At 64.4% G+C, this 17,035-nt stretch carries 15 protein-coding genes; 6 read left to right on the top strand and 9 right to left on the bottom strand.

The genetic code is table 11. From position 1 onward, the window contains the following. Window positions 1-26 precede the first annotated feature (26 nt). Both J7U37_RS03185 and J7U37_RS03180 read right to left on the bottom strand, forming a co-directional pair. On the bottom strand, window positions 27-440 hold the full coding sequence (locus J7U37_RS03185; protein WP_247634795.1) for a nuclear transport factor 2 family protein: 414 nt from the start codon (window positions 438-440) through the stop codon (window positions 27-29). 33 nt (window positions 441-473) lie between these two features. After that, the gene (locus J7U37_RS03180) at window positions 474-917 is read right to left on the bottom strand and encodes an OsmC family protein (RefSeq protein ID WP_247634794.1); all 444 of its coding nucleotides are present in this window, start codon (window positions 915-917) and stop codon (window positions 474-476) included. Window positions 918-1,257: 340 nt separating this feature from the next. Between J7U37_RS03180 and J7U37_RS03175 the strand changes: the two genes are divergently transcribed. Then, complete coding sequence (locus J7U37_RS03175) at window positions 1,258-1,692, top strand: PAS sensor domain-containing protein (RefSeq protein ID WP_056182260.1); 435 nt, start codon at window positions 1,258-1,260, stop codon at window positions 1,690-1,692. 150 nt (window positions 1,693-1,842) lie between these two features. Beyond that, a complete protein-coding gene (frc, locus tag J7U37_RS03170; protein WP_056182032.1) occupies window positions 1,843-3,093 on the top strand; it encodes a formyl-CoA transferase in 1,251 nt (416 codons plus the stop codon). 200 nt (window positions 3,094-3,293) lie between these two features. Here frc (J7U37_RS03170) and J7U37_RS03165 read toward each other — a convergent pair whose 3' ends face one another. The 3 genes from J7U37_RS03165 to oxlT all read right to left on the bottom strand — a co-directional run bounded on the left by J7U37_RS03165 (window position 3,294) and on the right by oxlT (window position 5,743). Then, on the bottom strand, window positions 3,294-3,788 hold the full coding sequence (locus J7U37_RS03165; protein ID WP_247634793.1) for a DUF2867 domain-containing protein: 495 nt from the start codon (window positions 3,786-3,788) through the stop codon (window positions 3,294-3,296). Between the two features lie 187 nt (window positions 3,789-3,975). Beyond that, window positions 3,976-4,299, bottom strand: coding sequence for a hypothetical protein (locus J7U37_RS03160; RefSeq protein ID WP_247634792.1), 324 nt, complete (start codon window positions 4,297-4,299; stop codon window positions 3,976-3,978). 127 nt (window positions 4,300-4,426) lie between these two features. Further along, window positions 4,427-5,743: an oxalate/formate MFS antiporter gene (gene oxlT / locus J7U37_RS03155; RefSeq protein ID WP_056182039.1), complete on the bottom strand. Its 1,317-nt coding sequence runs from the start codon at window positions 5,741-5,743 to the stop codon at window positions 4,427-4,429. A gap of 684 nt (window positions 5,744-6,427) precedes the next feature. On the opposite strand from oxlT, the gene J7U37_RS03150 reads away from it, so the two are divergent. The 3 genes from J7U37_RS03150 to J7U37_RS03140 all read left to right on the top strand — a co-directional run bounded on the left by J7U37_RS03150 (window position 6,428) and on the right by J7U37_RS03140 (window position 9,378). After that, on the top strand, window positions 6,428-6,865 hold the full coding sequence (locus tag J7U37_RS03150; RefSeq protein WP_247634791.1) for a hypothetical protein: 438 nt from the start codon (window positions 6,428-6,430) through the stop codon (window positions 6,863-6,865). Window positions 6,866-7,181: 316 nt separating this feature from the next. After that, a complete protein-coding gene (locus J7U37_RS03145; protein ID WP_247634790.1) occupies window positions 7,182-7,463 on the top strand; it encodes a hypothetical protein in 282 nt (93 codons plus the stop codon). A 196-nt stretch (window positions 7,464-7,659) separates the two neighbouring features. Beyond that, window positions 7,660-9,378 (top strand): hypothetical protein, encoded by a 1,719-nt coding sequence (locus J7U37_RS03140; RefSeq protein ID WP_247634789.1) that lies wholly within the window; start codon window positions 7,660-7,662, stop codon window positions 9,376-9,378. Window positions 9,379-9,542: 164 nt separating this feature from the next. On the opposite strand, the gene frc (J7U37_RS03135) is transcribed toward J7U37_RS03140, so the two are convergent. Next, complete coding sequence (frc, locus tag J7U37_RS03135; protein WP_247634788.1) at window positions 9,543-10,817, bottom strand: formyl-CoA transferase; 1,275 nt, start codon at window positions 10,815-10,817, stop codon at window positions 9,543-9,545. 214 nt (window positions 10,818-11,031) lie between these two features. Continuing rightward, window positions 11,032-12,813, bottom strand: a complete 1,782-nt coding sequence (gene oxc / locus J7U37_RS03130; RefSeq protein WP_244478342.1) for an oxalyl-CoA decarboxylase — start codon at window positions 12,811-12,813, stop codon at window positions 11,032-11,034. A gap of 657 nt (window positions 12,814-13,470) precedes the next feature. Between oxc and J7U37_RS03125 the strand changes: the two genes are divergently transcribed. Then, the gene (locus tag J7U37_RS03125) at window positions 13,471-14,163 is read left to right on the top strand and encodes a GntR family transcriptional regulator (RefSeq protein WP_056182051.1); all 693 of its coding nucleotides are present in this window, start codon (window positions 13,471-13,473) and stop codon (window positions 14,161-14,163) included. 15 nt (window positions 14,164-14,178) lie between these two features. Here J7U37_RS03125 and J7U37_RS03120 read toward each other — a convergent pair whose 3' ends face one another. Beyond that, window positions 14,179-15,219, bottom strand: coding sequence for a sensor histidine kinase (locus tag J7U37_RS03120; protein WP_247634787.1), 1,041 nt, complete (start codon window positions 15,217-15,219; stop codon window positions 14,179-14,181). Next, the gene (locus tag J7U37_RS03115) at window positions 15,206-16,807 is read right to left on the bottom strand and encodes an ATPase domain-containing protein (RefSeq protein ID WP_247634786.1); all 1,602 of its coding nucleotides are present in this window, start codon (window positions 16,805-16,807) and stop codon (window positions 15,206-15,208) included. The genes J7U37_RS03120 and J7U37_RS03115 overlap by 14 nt, the downstream gene beginning before the upstream one ends. Between the last annotated feature and the right edge of the window lie 228 nt (window positions 16,808-17,035).

The raw sequence follows: 17,035 nt of genomic DNA, 5'->3' as shown, positions 1-17,035 counted from the left end.
ATGGGTGGGGCGGCGCCGAGGGCCTGCTAGTCCGCCTTGTCCACCGGAAGCGGTTTGATTTTCAGCTGGTCGATCGACCAGAGCCATCCGCCGCTGGCCTGACGCCGGGCCGTCTCGGTCGAGATCGTGCCGTTGGGCAGGCGCGCAAAGGTCATGGCAAGTTCACCGTTGCGGATCGCCGGCAGGGCCTCGGCCGCCGGAAAGTCCGACTTGCGGGCGAGCAGGTCGGCATAGAACTTCCGGATCTCGGCATGCCCGGTCGCCACCACCCGGCCGGCGGCCAGCACGGCATCCGGTTCGTAGAGCGCCACCAGGCCCTCCACGTCACCCGCATTGGCGCGTTCGTTGAAGAGGCGGGCCAGATCTTCCGGGGCTTGCGCCGTCAATGCAGGTGCGGCTGACGCCGGGGCCGTGTCGGTGGTGCGATCCGAATGGGTCATGGCAGATCCTTCCGTAACGGAGGTGGTGGACTCTCAGGACAGCAGCGTGCCGGCCGCATCGCGGACAGCCACCGCGACGGGTATGCCGGCCTGGACGCTCTCGGAGACGGTGCAGAAGCGCTGGAACTGCTCCAGCACCCGGTCGATGCGCGGCACGGCGTCGGCCGTCGCCCCGAGGATGATGGCGATCGTAATCCCGGTGATGCGGAGGCGGTTCTCGGCATTGCGCGTGACCTCGCAATGGGCCTCGGCCCGAATCCCGCCCGCATCCTGCTTGTACTTTCCGAGCGCGAACACGAGGCTGGCACACAGGCAGTTGGTTACGGCGCTCACCAGCAACTGCTCGGGAAAGGGACCCTCGCCCTTGCCGATCGGCACGGCCTCGTCGACGATCAAGTGTGGCAGGATGCTGCCGAAATCGACCGCGAATTTGTAGCCTTCGATCTGCGTGATTGTGATGCTCGGGCTCGGCCCCATCGCGTGTCTCCCTCAGACGACCATTTTCTGTCGGCACCGATCCGAGAACGTTCCGGCCCGCCTCCCTGCTCCGACCCCTTCCGCGGGCGGTCACGGCCGGCCTCATGGCCCCGGTGTGAAACCCACGAGCGGTGCGGAACGCCTCGGTTGACACCCTCTAATCGTTGGCATACCAAATACCAACGACGGAAGCAGAGAAAAAGCAAGTCGTCGAAACAGCAAGTCCTCGCAACGCCAACGTCTGGGTTCCGGCCCGGCGGAGAACAGAGGAGTGTCCAATGCCGAAATCCCCGAGCCTTTCGATCCGACGATGCGGAGTGCGAGGCCGCCGGAAGACGGCATGACCATGGCGCAGGACGTCGATTTCGCGGCGCTGGTGGCGGCGGCGGGGGACGCGGTGGTGGTGTCCGATCCCGCGGGGGCGATCACCGTCTGGAATCCGGCCGCAACGCGCATCTTCGGGTACGCGGCGGAGGAGGCGATCGGCCAGTCCCTCGATCTCATCACCCCGGAGCGACAGCGCAAGCGCCACTGGGACGGGTACGCCAAAACTATGGCGACGGGGGTGACCAAGTATGGCGCCGACGTCCTGCGGGTTCCGGCGATCCACAAGGACGGGCGCGCGCTCTCCATCGCCTTCACGGTCGGGCTGATCCACGGTCCCGACCAGAACGTCACCGGAATCGCCGCGATCATCCGCGACGAGACCGAACGCTGGAACGACGAGCGCACCCTGCGCCGGCGCCTCGCGGACCTCGAATCCCGCGTCGCTTGAAGGCGGCGCGACGGATCGGACCAGGACGACTCTGAAGCCGCGTCTTCACCGGTCGTGTTGGCCAAACCAGAACCCGGATCGACCGGGCAGAATGTCGGATAACGGCTTCCAACCAAGTCTATCGGTTTAAGCGACAGGGAGAACGCCACGATGAGCAAGCCGCTCGAGGGTACCAAGATCATCGATTTCACCCACGTCCAGGCTGGCCCGGCCTGCACGCAGCTCCTGGCCTGGTTCGGCGCCGACGTGATCAAGGTCGAGCGCCCCGGTGCAGGCGACGTGACGCGCACGCAGCTTCGCCATGTCGAGGATGCCGATGCGCTCTACTTCACGATGCTCAACTCCAATAAGCGTTCGCTGACGCTCGACACCAAAACTCCCGAAGGCAAGGAGGTTCTCGAGAACCTTATCAAGCAGTCCGACGTGATGGTCGAGAATTTCGGTCCGGGTGCGCTGGACCGTATGGGCTTCTCCTGGGCCCGCATCCAGGAACTCAACCCAGGCATGATCCTTGCCTCGGTGAAGGGCTTCTCGGACGGCCACCATTACGAGGATCTGAAGGTCTACGAGAACGTCGCCCAGTGTGCGGGCGGTGCCGCTTCGACCACCGGCTTCTGGGACGGCCCGCCCACCGTGTCGGCCGCCGCCCTCGGGGACTCGAACACCGGCATGCATCTGGCCATCGGCATCCTCACGGCGCTTCATCAGAAGAACAAGACCGGCAAGGGCCAGAAGGTCGCCGTGTCGATGCAGGATTCGGTGCTCAACCTGTGCCGCGTGAAACTGCGCGACCAGCAGCGTCTCGATGCCCTCGGCTACCTCGAGGAATACCCTCAGTATCCGCACGGCGAGTTCACGGATGTGGTGCCGCGCGGCGGCAATGCCGGCGGCGGCGGCCAGCCGGGCTGGGTGCTCAAGTGCAAGGGCTGGGAGACCGACCCGAACGCCTACATCTACTTCACCATCCAGGGCCATGCCTGGGCGCCGATCTGCAAGGCGATCGGCAAGGAAGAGTGGATCGACGATCCGGCCTACAACACGGCCCGGGCTCGCCAGGACAAGATCATGGACATCTTCGGCACCATCGAGGCGTGGCTGGCCGACAAGACCAAGTTCGAGGCCGTCGACATCCTGCGCAAATTCGACATCCCGTGCTCGCCGGTGCTGTCGATGAAGGAACTCTCGGTCGATCCGTCCCTGCGCGCCAGCGGCACCATCGTCGAGGTCCCGCACCCGAAGCTCGGCTCGTACCTGACGGTGGGAAGCCCGATCAAGTTCTCCGATATGCCGGTCGAGGTGAAGGCCTCGCCGCTGCTGGGCGAGCACACCGACGAGGTCCTGCTCGACCTTGGCTACACGCAGCAGCAGATCGAGCACCTGCACCAGGCTCGGGCCGTCTGAGGCGAAATCCGCCGCAACATCCCGAGAATGAATACAACGGCGCGCCGCGAGGCGCGCCGTTCTTCGTTCGTGCCCGGACGATCTGCGGTCTGTTCGCCCGCCGGGGGCGATCTGCTACCCTGCGAGGAGGCGGCCTTCCGATGTGGCCAGGGATCGGACCGCACGGTGGCGGTCAGCGCGACGGTCTGCGCCACCTGACGTTATGGGACCGCAGAATTCGCCACGCTGCCCCGCAGGATTCGCTGCAGGAGCCTGAGATCGTGACGGACGATCCGCCGATGCGCCGGTGCAACCGGCAGCATGTAGAGGCGCCCGAAGGCATTGTGGGTGACGACGGAGGCCGTGATCGTCAGTCGGCGCCCCTCGATGGCCATGCAGATCATGACTTCGAGGTGCCGATCCCGCTCGGTCAGGATCAGCACGTCGGGTTCAGCATGCTCGACGAGGAGGAAATCCAGCCGCTCCCCGGCACTGACCTGCTTCGGGTTCGCTCGGCCGTATCCGCCGATGCGCTTGACGCCGAACGGCGCGGACATCGCATCGCGGAGACGGAACGCCAGCCGCATAAGGGGGCGGGGGGCGCCGGTCATGAGATTCCACGCCTCAAGCGGGGTGACCGCGACGGGAAGCAGGATCGACTGCACATCGTGGAAGTCGAGATCCGCGACCGGCCGCAGGGTTCGGGCAAGGCTCATGGTGGCCAACGTCCTGTCTCGACCTGAGGACAACCGCGGCCTTTACCATACGCGCTCGGCACGCTGCGGACAGGCCGCTCGGCGCATGCCTCGAACGGGGATCCAGGCTGTAGACGCCCAGAACCCGGTGTCGATGGGGCGACCGGATCGGTCCGGGCGATCAGGCTGACGGGTCACCCGGCGCGCATCAGGCGCGCGTCGTCGTCACATCCTCCGACGTGCTTTCCGCCCGGATCAGGCCGGGACCGATCAATCCAGTGTCGGCTGCGGGCCGCGCAGGGAACGCCGTGCCCGCCACAGCCTCGAAGGGCAGCCAGCCGCTGAACGGTTCGATCGCGCTCGTCTCGACGGAGCGATACCAGCGCCAGACCTGATGGGCGGCGCTCGGAGCATACCAGCGTCCGGGCCGTCCCTCCGCCAGGATCGGCCCAAGGGTCAGATGATTGAGCCAGATCCGATCGATCGTCTGCGGCGCGGTGTGCATCGGGCGCCAGGGAGCGAGCGACTGCATCGGACATCTCCTCCTGAGGTGTGGCGTTGCCTGCTCGAGACCGAGGCTTTGCCTGGGGGCCGCAACGGACGCGGGGGCCTGGACTGATGTCCGGCCCCCGCGCTCTGCTGTCATACGGTCCGAAGGATCAGGCGACCGCGATCCGCGAAGCCGGCTTGGTCTCGTCGGAGACGGCCAGGGCCTGAGCCACCACCCGCTTGCGCCAGGGCTTCAGCACCGCGATGGCGAGCAGCGACGCAAGGATGTTGGCGCCGGCGGCCACCAGGAACACGCCGTCCCAGCTGTTGGTCGCCTGCTGCAGGTAGTTCGCGACGGGCACCAGGAGGGCGGCGGTGCCCTTCGCGGTGTAGAGCAGCCCCGCATTGGTGGCGGCGAACTTCGTGCCGAAGGTATCCGTGCAGGTCGAGGGGAAGAGGGAGTAGATCTCGCCCCAGGCGAAGAACACGAAGCCGGAGAGCAGCACGAACCACAGCGGATCATGGCCCCAGAGGTAGAGCATGTAGATGCCGAAGCCTTCCATCGCGAAGGCGACGAACATGGTGTTCTCACGGCCGATCTTGTCGGAGACCCAGCCGAAGAACGGACGGGTCAGACCGTTGAGCACGCGGTCGATGGTGGCCGCGAAGGTGATCGCCACCATGGTGATGCCCATGATCGTGACCGGAACCTTGTCGACGCCGATGTCGGAAGCGATGGGCTTGAGGTTGGCGGTGATCATCAGGCCGCCGGCGCCCACGATGACGAACATGAAGTACATCAGCCAGAAGATCGGCTGGCGGGCGACTTCACCGGGCGTGTAGTTGCGCCGGGTCTGAATGATGTTGGCGTTGGCGACGACCTCCGGGACCTGGCCCTTCTTCGGCGAGGTGAAGAAGAAGGCCAGCGCGCAGACGACGAGGCCCTGGCCGATTCCGAAGTTGAAGAACGCGGCCTGGAAGCCGTGATCGGCGATCATCCACTGGATCGGTGCCACGGTCAGGGCCGAGCCCGCGCCGAATCCGGCGGCAATGATGCCGGCGGCGAGACCGCGCTTGTCCGGGAACCACTTCAGGGCAGAGCCCACGCAGGTACCGTAGACGGCGCCCGCGCCGATGCCGGCAACGACCTGACCGAGATAGAACATGTTCAAGCTGCTGGCGTAGGAATTGATGACCCAGCCGATGCCGCAGAGCAGGCCGCCGAACAGCACCACCACGCGCGGGCCGTACTTGTCGACGAACCAGCCCTCGACCGGAACCAGCCAGGTCTCGAACAGCACGAACAAGGTGAAGGCCCATTGGATCGCGGCGCGATCGAAGCCGAATTTCTTCTGGATGTCCGGGACGAAGAAGGTCCAGCCGTATTGCAGGTTGGCAATCATCACCATGCAGATGACGCCGATTACGAGCTGTCCCCATCGATAACTGTCGGATACGCGCTCAGGTGCAGTTTCCGCCCTCGACATGGCTTTCCTCCATCATTTTTTGAAACGAGATACGCGGTCGGCTCGAGGGCCGATCCTGGGCGCAAAGGCCACCCGCCGCCGAACTTGGTGCCGACTGGTATGTGGAATACCAGCCTCGCTCGCGCCGATGCAGTCGTCAAGGGTCTTTGGTCAAGAAATCGATTTCGCAACGCAGCAACAGGGATTAAAATCGGAAGTGCTTTCATAACAAAGCGTGGGCTTTGGCGTCGGCAGAGCCAATCGATTTCTCAACCTGGGCGTTCGAGGGGAACGGGCTCAATCGCTTGGCCATTCCACCGACTTTGCGCCTGACACCGGAGCGCCTCCGCGGCGGACAGCACCCTCGCGCTCCCGTGGTCGGAAGCTGCGCGATAATGCACCTTCTCGTATCCAGACGGTCGTGTCTGCAAGCCAAATTCATAAAAAATCGCGGGTTGGCCCGTTCCAGGCGAAGACTGGCCTCCCAGATCGATTATTTTTGCGATGCAGCACGAAATCAGTGAAATACCGAGGTGATTCGCAAACCGTAGCTTGCGAACGCCTGATCAGGCCGAAGCGTCAAAGGCGACAAAGGGGAGATTCTGTTGCTGGTTTTTGCATAATATTGCAGCGCGCGCGTTGACGGCTGAAATTCTGTATACCAGTGTTCATCCGAGAAGACGTAGAGATCCGGGGAGGGGAGGCATGACGGAGTTACGTCAGACACCGATCAGTCCTGACTCCCGTGTCCGTGCCATCCGCATGGATCGTTCCGTTCGCGAAGCGGTCCAAACCTTGTCTTTGCCCGATGTCGACGCCCTGATCGTCGTGGACGGGCGTTGCGAGAACACCGGGTCCTTCATGGGTCTACTGACGGAGCGCGATATCTTTCAGGCCATGGCGGATCAGGGTCTTGAGGTTCTGGATAGTCTGGTGTGGATGCTGACGGCGCCGAACGTCGTGTCCGTCGATATCCGGACGCCCCCAGCTGATCGTCTACAGGTCTTCTGCACCCACAAGACCAACCACATTGCGATCATGGACGGGTTCGCCCTCCACTCTATCCAGAGTATCTGGGATTGCGTTGCGGCGGTGCCTCCAAGCGCTACGGCGAGCGCCGAGGTGAGCGCCAAGGTTGCGTGACCGAACTTGCGCCGTGATGAGCCGTTGGAATGTGGGAAGATGTCGGAAAGGACACCGATGCATGGGTTGTGACAGGATTTGTCTTCAACTTATCGGACCGCGAGATGTAGATTCGGTGAGGCAAGGTTTGTGCTGCACAAAAGCTTTTGCGGTGCGGTCGTCTTGACCCTGATCTCGTTTGAACACAGATTTTTCTAAACCCTCGTCCGGCGGATGAGGCACAACAAAGCTGGCTCTTGGCGCCGGCGCCGACGAGCATAGAGGGCGCACCCGGTGACGCCTCGATCCTCGGTCGGTTCATGAAGGAGGGACTTCCATGCGGTTTCTGGCCATCCTCGACTGCCCCGTGATCTTCAGTGGCGAGAACAGCTACGGGATGACCAGCATCGATATGTGCCCGTCGACTGGAATTACAGGCGGCCTGATCAGCCGCCACGTGAAGGTGATCGATGGCCGTCTGATCGCAGTCTGCATCTGGACCAGCGAGTTTTGCTGCCGCGTCTACTTCGACACCGCTTGGTATCAGAAGGCTGGCGAACTCTGGGGCGATCAGTATCAGCTCCGGCTGGAAGCGATCGAGGAGCCACAGGCGGCCTGACCGCTCTCATCTTCGAGATCTCAGTCGGGACTTCGGGACAGGAGCCTCTTGAGGGGCGGAGGGCTTTGGCATGCTGATCCGTGCCCGGGAGGACCCGCCGCAGGCCATACGCGATGATGTCTGCGGACCCTGGAACCCCGGTCTCGAGTCAGGCCTTCCCCGCACGATCCTACCCCTGGCGACAGTGTTTCGAAGCGTGAACGTCGAGACGTCACTCGCGGACGCCTTCGAGATGAGCGATGTCAGCGGTCTGCCACTGACTCAGCTCGTGGTCTTCCGAGCCGAACGGCTGGTGATCCATGAGGTTCTGATCCGCGTCATGGCGGATCTCTTCGTGCCGATGGGGCAGACCTACGGCGACCTTGGCGTGAACTTCCGCGCTATGGTCTCCACCATCCTCCAAGACGGCCTCGCCGCCCACGCTCCGCAGATCGCCACCCGCCTCGCGGCGCTTCGTGCGGAGGCTGCGGCGCTTCTCCAGATTGAAGTCGCCGCGATGCTGGGCGAGGGCTTGCCTTCCGCGCCGCCGATCCGCCCATCGCCGCCCTGGTTGACTTTCTGGACCAGCGCCTTCCGGCAAACCGATTCTGCGCTCGCGCGCGCGCCACGTGCGGGCTTGGACCCGGAGCGAAGGGCGGAGCTTCATCTCGAGGCGTGGCAGCAACGCGCCGCCGAGGCCGCCGATCCTATGGCGATCGCAGCCTGCGCGGCGCTTCGCTCCGTCGTTGCCAGCGTGATCGGCCGTCGTGGCTTCCTGATCCGCGACCGGACGCTGCTCTGCAAGCTCGCCGGCATACTCTTCGCGAACAGCTATGGCAGTCGTGCGCTCGGCGAGATGATCGAGCCCTGGATGCAGACTGTGATCGACCGGGAGGGCTATGGGCGGCTCAGGCCGCAGGACGGCCCCGTCATTCTGAACGTGAAGGGGTCCTCCGCCTCCGGCAAAAGTACGATCCGGCCGCATCAGCGCGCATTGGTGGAATCCCTGGGGCTCGATTGGGCGGATTTTGCGCTGATCACTCCGGATGTCTGGCGCAAGTATCTGCTCGACTACGACAGCCTCGGCCCAGCTTGGCGCTATGCAGGCCCACTCACCGGGCACGAGGTCGAGATCGTCGACCGGAAGCTCGACGGCTACATGGCGCGCAAGGCGGAGGCAGGTCGGATCTCCCACCTCCTCATCGATCGCTTCCGCTTCGACAGCTTCGCGGTGAATCCCGGGACCGAGATGGGGAGCCAACTCCTCACCCGGTTCGGGCACCAAGTCTACATGCAATTCATGGTCACGCCGCCCGACGCCACGGTGGAGCGGGCCTGGAAGCGGGGCCAGCAGTTCGGCCGCTACAAAGCGGTCGAGGATCTGCTCGCGCACAATGTGGAGGCCTATACGGGCATGCCGCGGTTGTTCTTCACCTGGGTGCTGCGGCGAGACAAGGAAGTTCACTTCGAGTTTCTGGACAACAGCGTGCCGGACGGCCAACGGCCACGAACCGTCGCCTTTGGGGTGGGCGGCGTCATGAACATCCTCGACGTGCGGGTCCTGCTCGATATCGATCGCTATCGGGCGATCAACATCCAGGCGCGCGATCCCGACGCGGTGTATGTCGGCGTACCGCCGCGGGACAGGCTCGGTGACATGCGCTTCCTGCGCGACTGCCTTCGCAGGATGACCACGATCCGGTTTGCCGAACAGGGCACCGGCCGCGTTCTTGCTCGCCTCGACCGCGGCCGCGTGACTGGTCTTGCACCTGCGCTGGCGGAGGCGGACCCGATCGTCCACCGCGTACTGATGGGGCTGGGCGTGATCCGGATGGACGAGACCTTGGGGGATGCCGGCGAAGTGCTGATCCCGAGCCAAGCGCGTACGCTTGGCGCCTGGGGCGAGCGAGCCCGCCAACTGGCTTCCGCAGGATAGCACGTCCGCCTCGGGTCGCACCCGGATCGTCGGCGCCGAAAAGGGCCGCTTGGCATCCCTCGATTCGATCGTCCTCAAAAGAAGCACGGCTTCGACGGATCGAAGCCGTGCCAAGTTGGGAGGAGAGACCGGGTGGAGAGGAGAGACCGGGTTGGGGGACGTGCCTACTCGGCAGCGATCTGTTGCATCGTGCCGATGGCGCCGGATTCGGAGATCTTGAGACGCTCGGCCTCGGAGTACCCGAGGACCTGGGTCAGGATTTCATCGGTGTGTTCGCCCAACAGCGGCGACCGGGTGATTTCGGTCTCGCTCGCCGATAACCGGATGGGATTTCCAACGGTGAGGTACTTGCCCCGCGTCGGGTGATCGACTTCCACGACGGTCCCGGACTTGCGCAGGGACTCGTCCTCCGCAATCTCCTTCATCGACAGGATCGGTCCGCAGGGCACGTGCAGCGCGTTCAGGATCTCCATCGCCTCGAATTTGGTCTTGGACATCGTCCAGGATTCGATGCGGGTGAAGATCTCGTTGAGGTGCGGCAGCCGCGCCTTCGGTGTGGCGTAGTCCGGATGCGTCGCCCAGGCGGGTTCACCGATGACGTCGCAGATCTTTGGCCAGACTGCCCCTTGGGTGATGAAGTAGATGTAGGCGTTGGGGTCGGTCTCCCAGCCCTTGCACTTCAGAATCCGGCCGGGCTGGCCGCCGCCGGAATCGTTGCCGGCCCGCGGCACCGAGTCCCCGAACGGAATGCCCTCGCCGAACTGGCTGTATTCCGGCAAGGGGCCGCGTTCCAGGCGCTGCTGATCCCGCAACTTGACCCGGCAGAGGTTCAGCACGCCGTCCTGCATGGCGCAGTCGACCCGCTGGCCGAGGCCAGTCTGGGTTCGGTGGTACAGGGCGGTGACGATGCCGAGCGCCAGATGCAGCCCGGTGCCGGAATCGCCGATCTGCGCGCCGGTCACCATCGGGATGTCGGTGCGAAAGCCCGTGGTCGAGGCGGCACCCCCGACGCATTGCGCAACGTTCTCGTAGACCTTGCAGTTTTCGTAGGCGCCGGGGCCGAAGCCCTTCACCGAGGCCAGGATCATGCGCGGGTTGGCAGCGTGGATCGCCTCCCAGGTCAGGCCCATCCGGGCGAGCGCCCCGGGGGCGAAGTTCTCGACCAGGACGTCGCATTCATCGATGAGGCGCCACAGCACCTCGATGCCCTTGGGATGCTTGGTGTCGAGCGTGATCGAGCGCTTGTTGTGGTTCAGCATCGTGAAATACAGGCTGTCCACATCCGGGATGTCCTGCAATTGCTGACGCGTGGCATCGCCGACGCCCGGGCGCTCGACCTTGATCACGTCGGCGCCGAACCAGGCCAGCAACTGGGTGCAGGTCGGTCCCGACTGGACATGGGTGAAGTCGAGGATTTTGACGCCTTCGAGGGCTTTCATGGCACGGGCTCACCTTCGCGGGAGACTTCAGCTTCAAGGGAGACTTCGGCACGGGGATTCGAGCGCTGACCTTCGAGGCGATCGACGAGAGAGGCCGAAGGGCCTCCGGCGCCGCTTGGCCGAACTCTCTGGCATCGAGCGGGCAGCCGTCCCGGGGGAGCCGGCCCGCTCGATGGTCCCCGGAGACCACGTCGATCTCCGGAGGCCTGGAGGTTCAGACGGTCTTCTTGCGAACCACTGTGCTCGTAGGGTTCAGGCTCCCGATGTTGCCGCTCTCGGTCCCGGCGCTGGGGTCGATCACCGCGTTGATCAGGGTGGGCTTGCCCGAATCCATCGCGGCGTTGACGGCTTGGGAGAGCTCGTCCGGGGTCGTGACGTGGACGCCGACACCGCCGAAGGCCTCCATCATCTTGTCGTAGCGCGAGTCCTTCACGAACACCGTAGTGCCAGGGTCGCGGCCGGTGGGATCCGTATCGGTACCCCGATAGATGCCGTTGTTGTTGAAGACCACGATGCACACCGGCAGATCGTACCGGCAGATCGTCTCGACCTCCATCCCGGAGAACCCGAAGGCGCTGTCACCCTCGACCGCCAGGACCGGCTTGCCGGTCTCGACGGCGGCCGCCACCGCAAAGCCCATTCCGATGCCCATGATGCCCCAGGTGCCGACATCGAGGCGCTTGCGCGGCTGGTACATGTCGATGATGCCGCGAGCGAGGTCGAGGGTGTTGGCGCCTTCGTTGACGAGGATCGCGTCGGGACGTTCCTTGATGATGGTGCGGAGTGCGCCGAGCGCCCCGTGAAAGTCCATCGGAGCCGAGTTCTTCTTCAGCTTCGAGGCCATCTTGGCGAGGTTTTCTTCTTTCTTGGTCCGGATGGCGTCGGTCCAGGCCGCAGGGGGGGCCTGCCAGTTCTGGCCCATGCCCTCGAGGAGAGCAGTGACGCAGGAGCCGATGTCGCCGACCACCGGGGCGACGATCTCGACGTTCGAGTCCATTTCCTTGGGCTCGATGTCGATCTGAATGAACTTCTTCGAGCCGGGGGCACCCCAGGTCTTGCCCTTGCCGTGCGACAGCAGCCAGTTCAGTCGTGCGCCGACCAGCAGGACGACGTCGGCCTCCTTCAGCACGAGGGAGCGAGCCGCACCGGCCGACTGGGCGTGGGTGTCGGGCAGCAGGCCCTTGGCCATGCTCATTGGGACGTAGGGGATACCGCTGCGCTCGACGAGGTTGCGAATCTCCTCGTCGGCCTGCGCGTAGGCCGCGCCCTTGCCGAGAACGATCAGCGGCCGCTTGGCGCCCTTGAGCACGTCCAGTGCACGGGCGATGGCGCTCGGGGCGGGCAGTTGCGCAGGAGCGGCGTCGATCACCTTCACCAGGGACTTGGTGCCGGCCTCCGCATCCATCACCTGGGAGAACAGCTTGGCGGGAAGGTCGAGGTAGACGCCGCCCGGACGGCCCGAGACGGCGGCCCGGATGGCACGGGCGACGGCAATGCCGATATCGGCGGCGTGCAGGACGCGGAAGGCGGCCTTGCACAGGGGCTTGGCGATGGCGAGCTGGTCCATCTCCTCGTAATCGCCCTGCTGCAGGTCGACGATCTCGCGCTCGGAGGAGCCGGAGATGAGGATCATCGGAAAGCAGTTGGTGGTGGCATTGGCCAGCGCCGTCAGGCCGTTGAGGAAGCCGGGCGCCGATACCGTCAGGCAGATGCCGGGCTTCTTGGTGAGGAAGCCCGCGATCGCGGCGGCGTTTCCGGCATGCTGCTCGTGGCGGAAGGAGATGACGCGCATGCCCGCGGCCTGCGCAAGGCGGCCGAGATCGGTGATCGGGATGCCGGGCACGCCGTAGATATTGGTGATGCCGTTCAGCTTCAGGGCGTCGATGACGAGGTGGAAGCCGTCGATCTGCTCGCCCGCATGATCGGACGTGACACCGACGCCGGTTGCGACGTCGTGGACGGCCTGAGCGGTCTCGGAGCCAGCGGTTCTATCCATGATGGTTTCCTCCGGTTCGGGCGCTTATTTTTTCGATGACGCGCCGTTCTTGATCGTAATTCAGAGTAACGCGGTGTTGACGGACGAGCTCTTAGACAGAGATGCTGGTCGTTTCTAACAGAAAGATCGGTTGTCGGTCCGGTGTCCCGGTGGCGTATCTTCCGGGGTCGAGGCTTTTTTTGTGGCCGATCCGTGAAAATCAGTCCGATTCAGTTTAGAAATGTAAATCTGTCCGGCGACCGGTGCTCACCTAGAGAGATTGCGCTACGATCACTATGTCGGGTGCGGTACATTCACCTCTGACAAGGTCATTGCCAGTTCAAGAATGGTGGCATACCAAATACCAGGTGTCAAATTGGATCTGAGCCATGTGAGGGGATTCCGGGCGTTTAGCCCTTCACGACGGCCCTCCGGCTGCCTCTGAGTCGACATTGCTCACTTCGCACGTAAAACGGGTACGAATCGCGAAGGGCAGCTCCGGCGTGCGGCGTCACACTTCAGTGAGTGGCTGAAGCTATGTTGTTGCCGCAGGGGGGATATTCAAATCTTGTCCCGGCTGAAACGCCCTGGTTTCCTTGTGTTCCGGCAGCGGGTTCGGCATGTTTCGGGCCAAATTGACGTGGCGTCTGCGTCCTTGTCATTGTTCCAGGTGTAAAGATGGTCGAGTCGACGACATTCCAGATCAAGCCGCTGGCGGCAACGTCAAGCTTGCGTGCCTTGGCCTACGATGCGCTGAAAGAAGCCATCACCAACATGAACATCTATAGCCAGCGGGAGGAGGTCAGGCTGGATGAGCGCAAGCTCTCGCAGGATCTGGGCGTCAGTCGCACTCCTGTCCGCGAAGCCTTGACCGTGCTGGAGCAGGAGGGCTTCGTTCGGTTCGAAGCCAGACGTGGCGTCTTCGTCATCAAGAAGTCGAAGAAAGAGATCGTCGCCATGATCCAGGCTTGGTCGGCGCTGGAGAGCATGGCCGCCCGCCTCGCCTGTGAGCATGCCACCGACGAGCAGTTGCATTGCTTGCGGGAGCACTTTCCCGAGTTCTACGAGGGACGTCCGACCGACCATATGGACGAGTACTCGGACGCCAACATCCGCTTCCATCAGAAGATCATCTCGCTCGGCGGATGCCATGTCATCCAGGACATCACCAGCAACCTTCTGATGCACGTGCGCGGCATCCGGAACACTGCCCTCCGCCAGGGCGATCGGGCCGCGAACTCGATCAAGGAGCATGTCGAGATCATTCAGGCACTTGAGGCGCGAGATGCCGAGCGGGCCGAGCGGTTGGTCCGCGAGCATGGCCTGGGTCTCGCCCGTCATGTCGAAAAATATGGCGACTATCTCGACTGAGCCCTGCGCACGCACTCAGTAGGTTGGGACCAGCCGCTCCTCGGGCAGCGGGGCTTCCATGTGAAACCGCAGGCCGGTCGGCGCATAGTCGATCGTCACGGTGGCGTTGCACTGCTGAGCCAGCACCCGCTGAAGCAGGGTGGAGCCGAAGCCTTTCCGTTTCGGGGCCTCGACGGCGGGACCGCCGGATTCCGTCCATGTGAGGTGCAAGCGGCGGCCCGCCTCGGCGGCGGTGACGTTCCAGACGATGGAGATCCGACCTCCGGGCTGCGAGAGGGCCCCGTGCTTGGCCGCGTTGGTCGTCAGCTCGTGAAAGGCCATGCCGGTGGGAACGGCCAAATCGGCTGCAAGTTCGATCACCGGCCCTTCGAGGCGGATTCGCTGCCCGTCGGCATCGTTGTAGGGACTGAGCTCGTTCTCGAGCAATTCGTGCAGGGGCGCCGTCTGCCAGTAATCCTCAGTGAGCAGGGTGTGGGTCTTGCCCAGCGAAACGATGCGGTTCGAGAAGGACTGGTAGAAGGTCTCGACATCGGTTGTCGAACGCGCCGTCGCGCCGAGCAGCCCCTGCACCGTCGCGAGGGTGTTCTTCACCCGGTGATGCAATTCGCGGATCAGCAGGGCCTGGCGCTCGTGCGTCTTCTGACGCTCGTCGAGATACGCCGCGACCTCCCATTGCCGATGCCTGGCGCGCAGGGCGGAGCGTACGGCGTTTGCGAGCACCGCGGGGTGGAACGGCCGCTCCAGGAGCGTGACGTTCCCGAGGAGACCGGTCAGGCGCTCATCCGGCGAAGCGCCGCGATGGTTCAGGACGATGAACGGAAAGTCGGACCAGGGGGGCTGGCGCTCGGACCAGTCGGCGATCGCCCGTCGGTCGGAACGCAGCAGGGCTTCCTCGGTGATGACCGCGCAGGCGGCCGTGTCGAGGTTCTCGACCAAGTCGGCCAAGCTGTCCTTGATCCGTGAAGGGACGCCGACTTCGGCCAGGATCGCCGTCGCGATCCGGGCGTCCCGTCCACCCGGTGCGAGGATCAGGGCGATGGGTTCAGGCTGCGCCATGAGGTCCGGTCGCACCATGAGGCCCGGTCAAGTTATCAGGCCCGGTTCCGGCCTGTTGCCTGGACTCCTGGTCGATGATTCGGGGCGACGGGTCCGGCCGATCGTCGAGGAGATCGGCCCGGTCGCCTTCGAAAGTCGGGACGCCGGTCAGTACGCCGCGGAACTGCCTGAGCACCGATCCGACCCGCAGACCCTGGGCGTCGATCCGGAACTCGCGGATCGTATCCTCGTGCGGGCCGGTGCGCTTCTTGAGCACGGAGAGGGCGCGTCTGACGCGACCGCCCGCCTCGAAGAAGCGCAGCATCACGACCGTGTCGCTGACATAGGTGAGATCGACCGGGGCCTCCATCCGGCCCACCATGCCGTGCTGCGCCAGCACGAGGATCGTCACCACCCCCTGCTGGTTCAGGTAGGTGGTCATCTCGTGCATCTGCAGCACGAGGTGCGGCTGCCCGCTCATCGCGCTCATGTACCCGGTCAGGCTGTCGATCACCACGACGCGGGCCTGATCCGTCTCCACGGCGTCCCGGATGCGCCCGGCGAAATCACCGGCCGATACGTCGGCGGGATCCATCTGTTCGATCCGGAGCAGTCCGGATTCGACGTGGGGGCCGATATCGAAGCCGACGCCCAGGGCTCGACGCAGCAGAATGCCGGTGGTCTCATCGAAGCTGATGATCAAGCCGTGCTCGCCAGCCTCGAGGGCTGCCATGAGGTAGCCGAGAGCCAGCGTGGACTTGCCGGCTCCCGAAGGCCCGATGATCAGGTTGGTGGTGCCCCTGTCGAGACCGCCGCCCAGTACCGCGTCGAGTTCCGGGACTCCGCAGGCGACGGTTCCAAAGGTGAAGGCGGTGTGGTGGTCGGCCGCAACGAGGCGGGGAAAGATGCGGACGCCGCCGCGCCGGAGCACGAAGTCGTGGTAGCCGCTCTCGTAGGGCGTGCCGCGCATCTTGATGACATGGAGCCGGCGGCGGCCCGCTCCGTAGGTCGGTGTCACCTGTTCCAGGCGCAGGACCGCATGGCTGATCGAGTGTAGATTGAGGTCGTCGTCCTCCGAGCTGAGGTCGTCGAGCATCAGCACGGTGGCATTGTTGAGCAGGAAGTAGCTCTTCAGCGCCAGGACCTGGCGACGATAGCGCAGGGAGCCCTGCGACAGCAGGCGGATCTCCGACAGGCTGTCGAACACCACCCGCACCGGGTTCACGCGCTCGATCTCCGCCAGCGCCATCCGAACCGTCTCGCCGAGCTCCAGGTCGGACGAGTGGATGAGGCTCTGCTGCTGCTCGGAATCCAAGCTGAGTTCGGGTGGCACGAGCTCGTAGATCTCGACGCCGTCCAGGGACCAGCCATGCCGCTCGGCCACCGACAGGAGTTCGCGCCGGCTCTCCGACAGCGTGATGTACAACCCGCGTTCGCCCCGCTTCAGGCCGTCGAGGAGAAACTGCAGCCCCAGCGTGGTCTTGCCGCTGCCCGGACGTCCCTCGATGAGGTGCGCGCGCTGGGCCGCGTAGCCGCCATGGAGGATCTCGTCGAGGCCGGGCACTCCGGTCGGGATCGGCGCGGCATCGCCGACGACGGGGGTCTGCATGGATGATTCCGGTTCGTGAGAAACGAGGTCCACCATAGGTGCGGGACCGCGCGACGTCCCCGGTATTTATACCACACCGGTCGGGCGATAAGGCCTGATCTCCCGGCCCTGGACCCGATCCAGCGAAGACACGCATCTCCTCATAGGCTGCGGCCGGACTGAGGGCGGTGACCGAGCCGATCCGGGCCGACCGGCAGCCCGCGAAGGTTGCACTTTGCAGAACGTCGA

Origin of the sequence: Methylobacterium sp. 37f, assembly GCF_023093475.1 — a bacterium.
In the GTDB taxonomy this organism is placed as follows: domain Bacteria; phylum Pseudomonadota; class Alphaproteobacteria; order Rhizobiales; family Beijerinckiaceae; genus Methylobacterium.
This window is presented reverse-complemented; position numbering and strand designations above follow the sequence as displayed.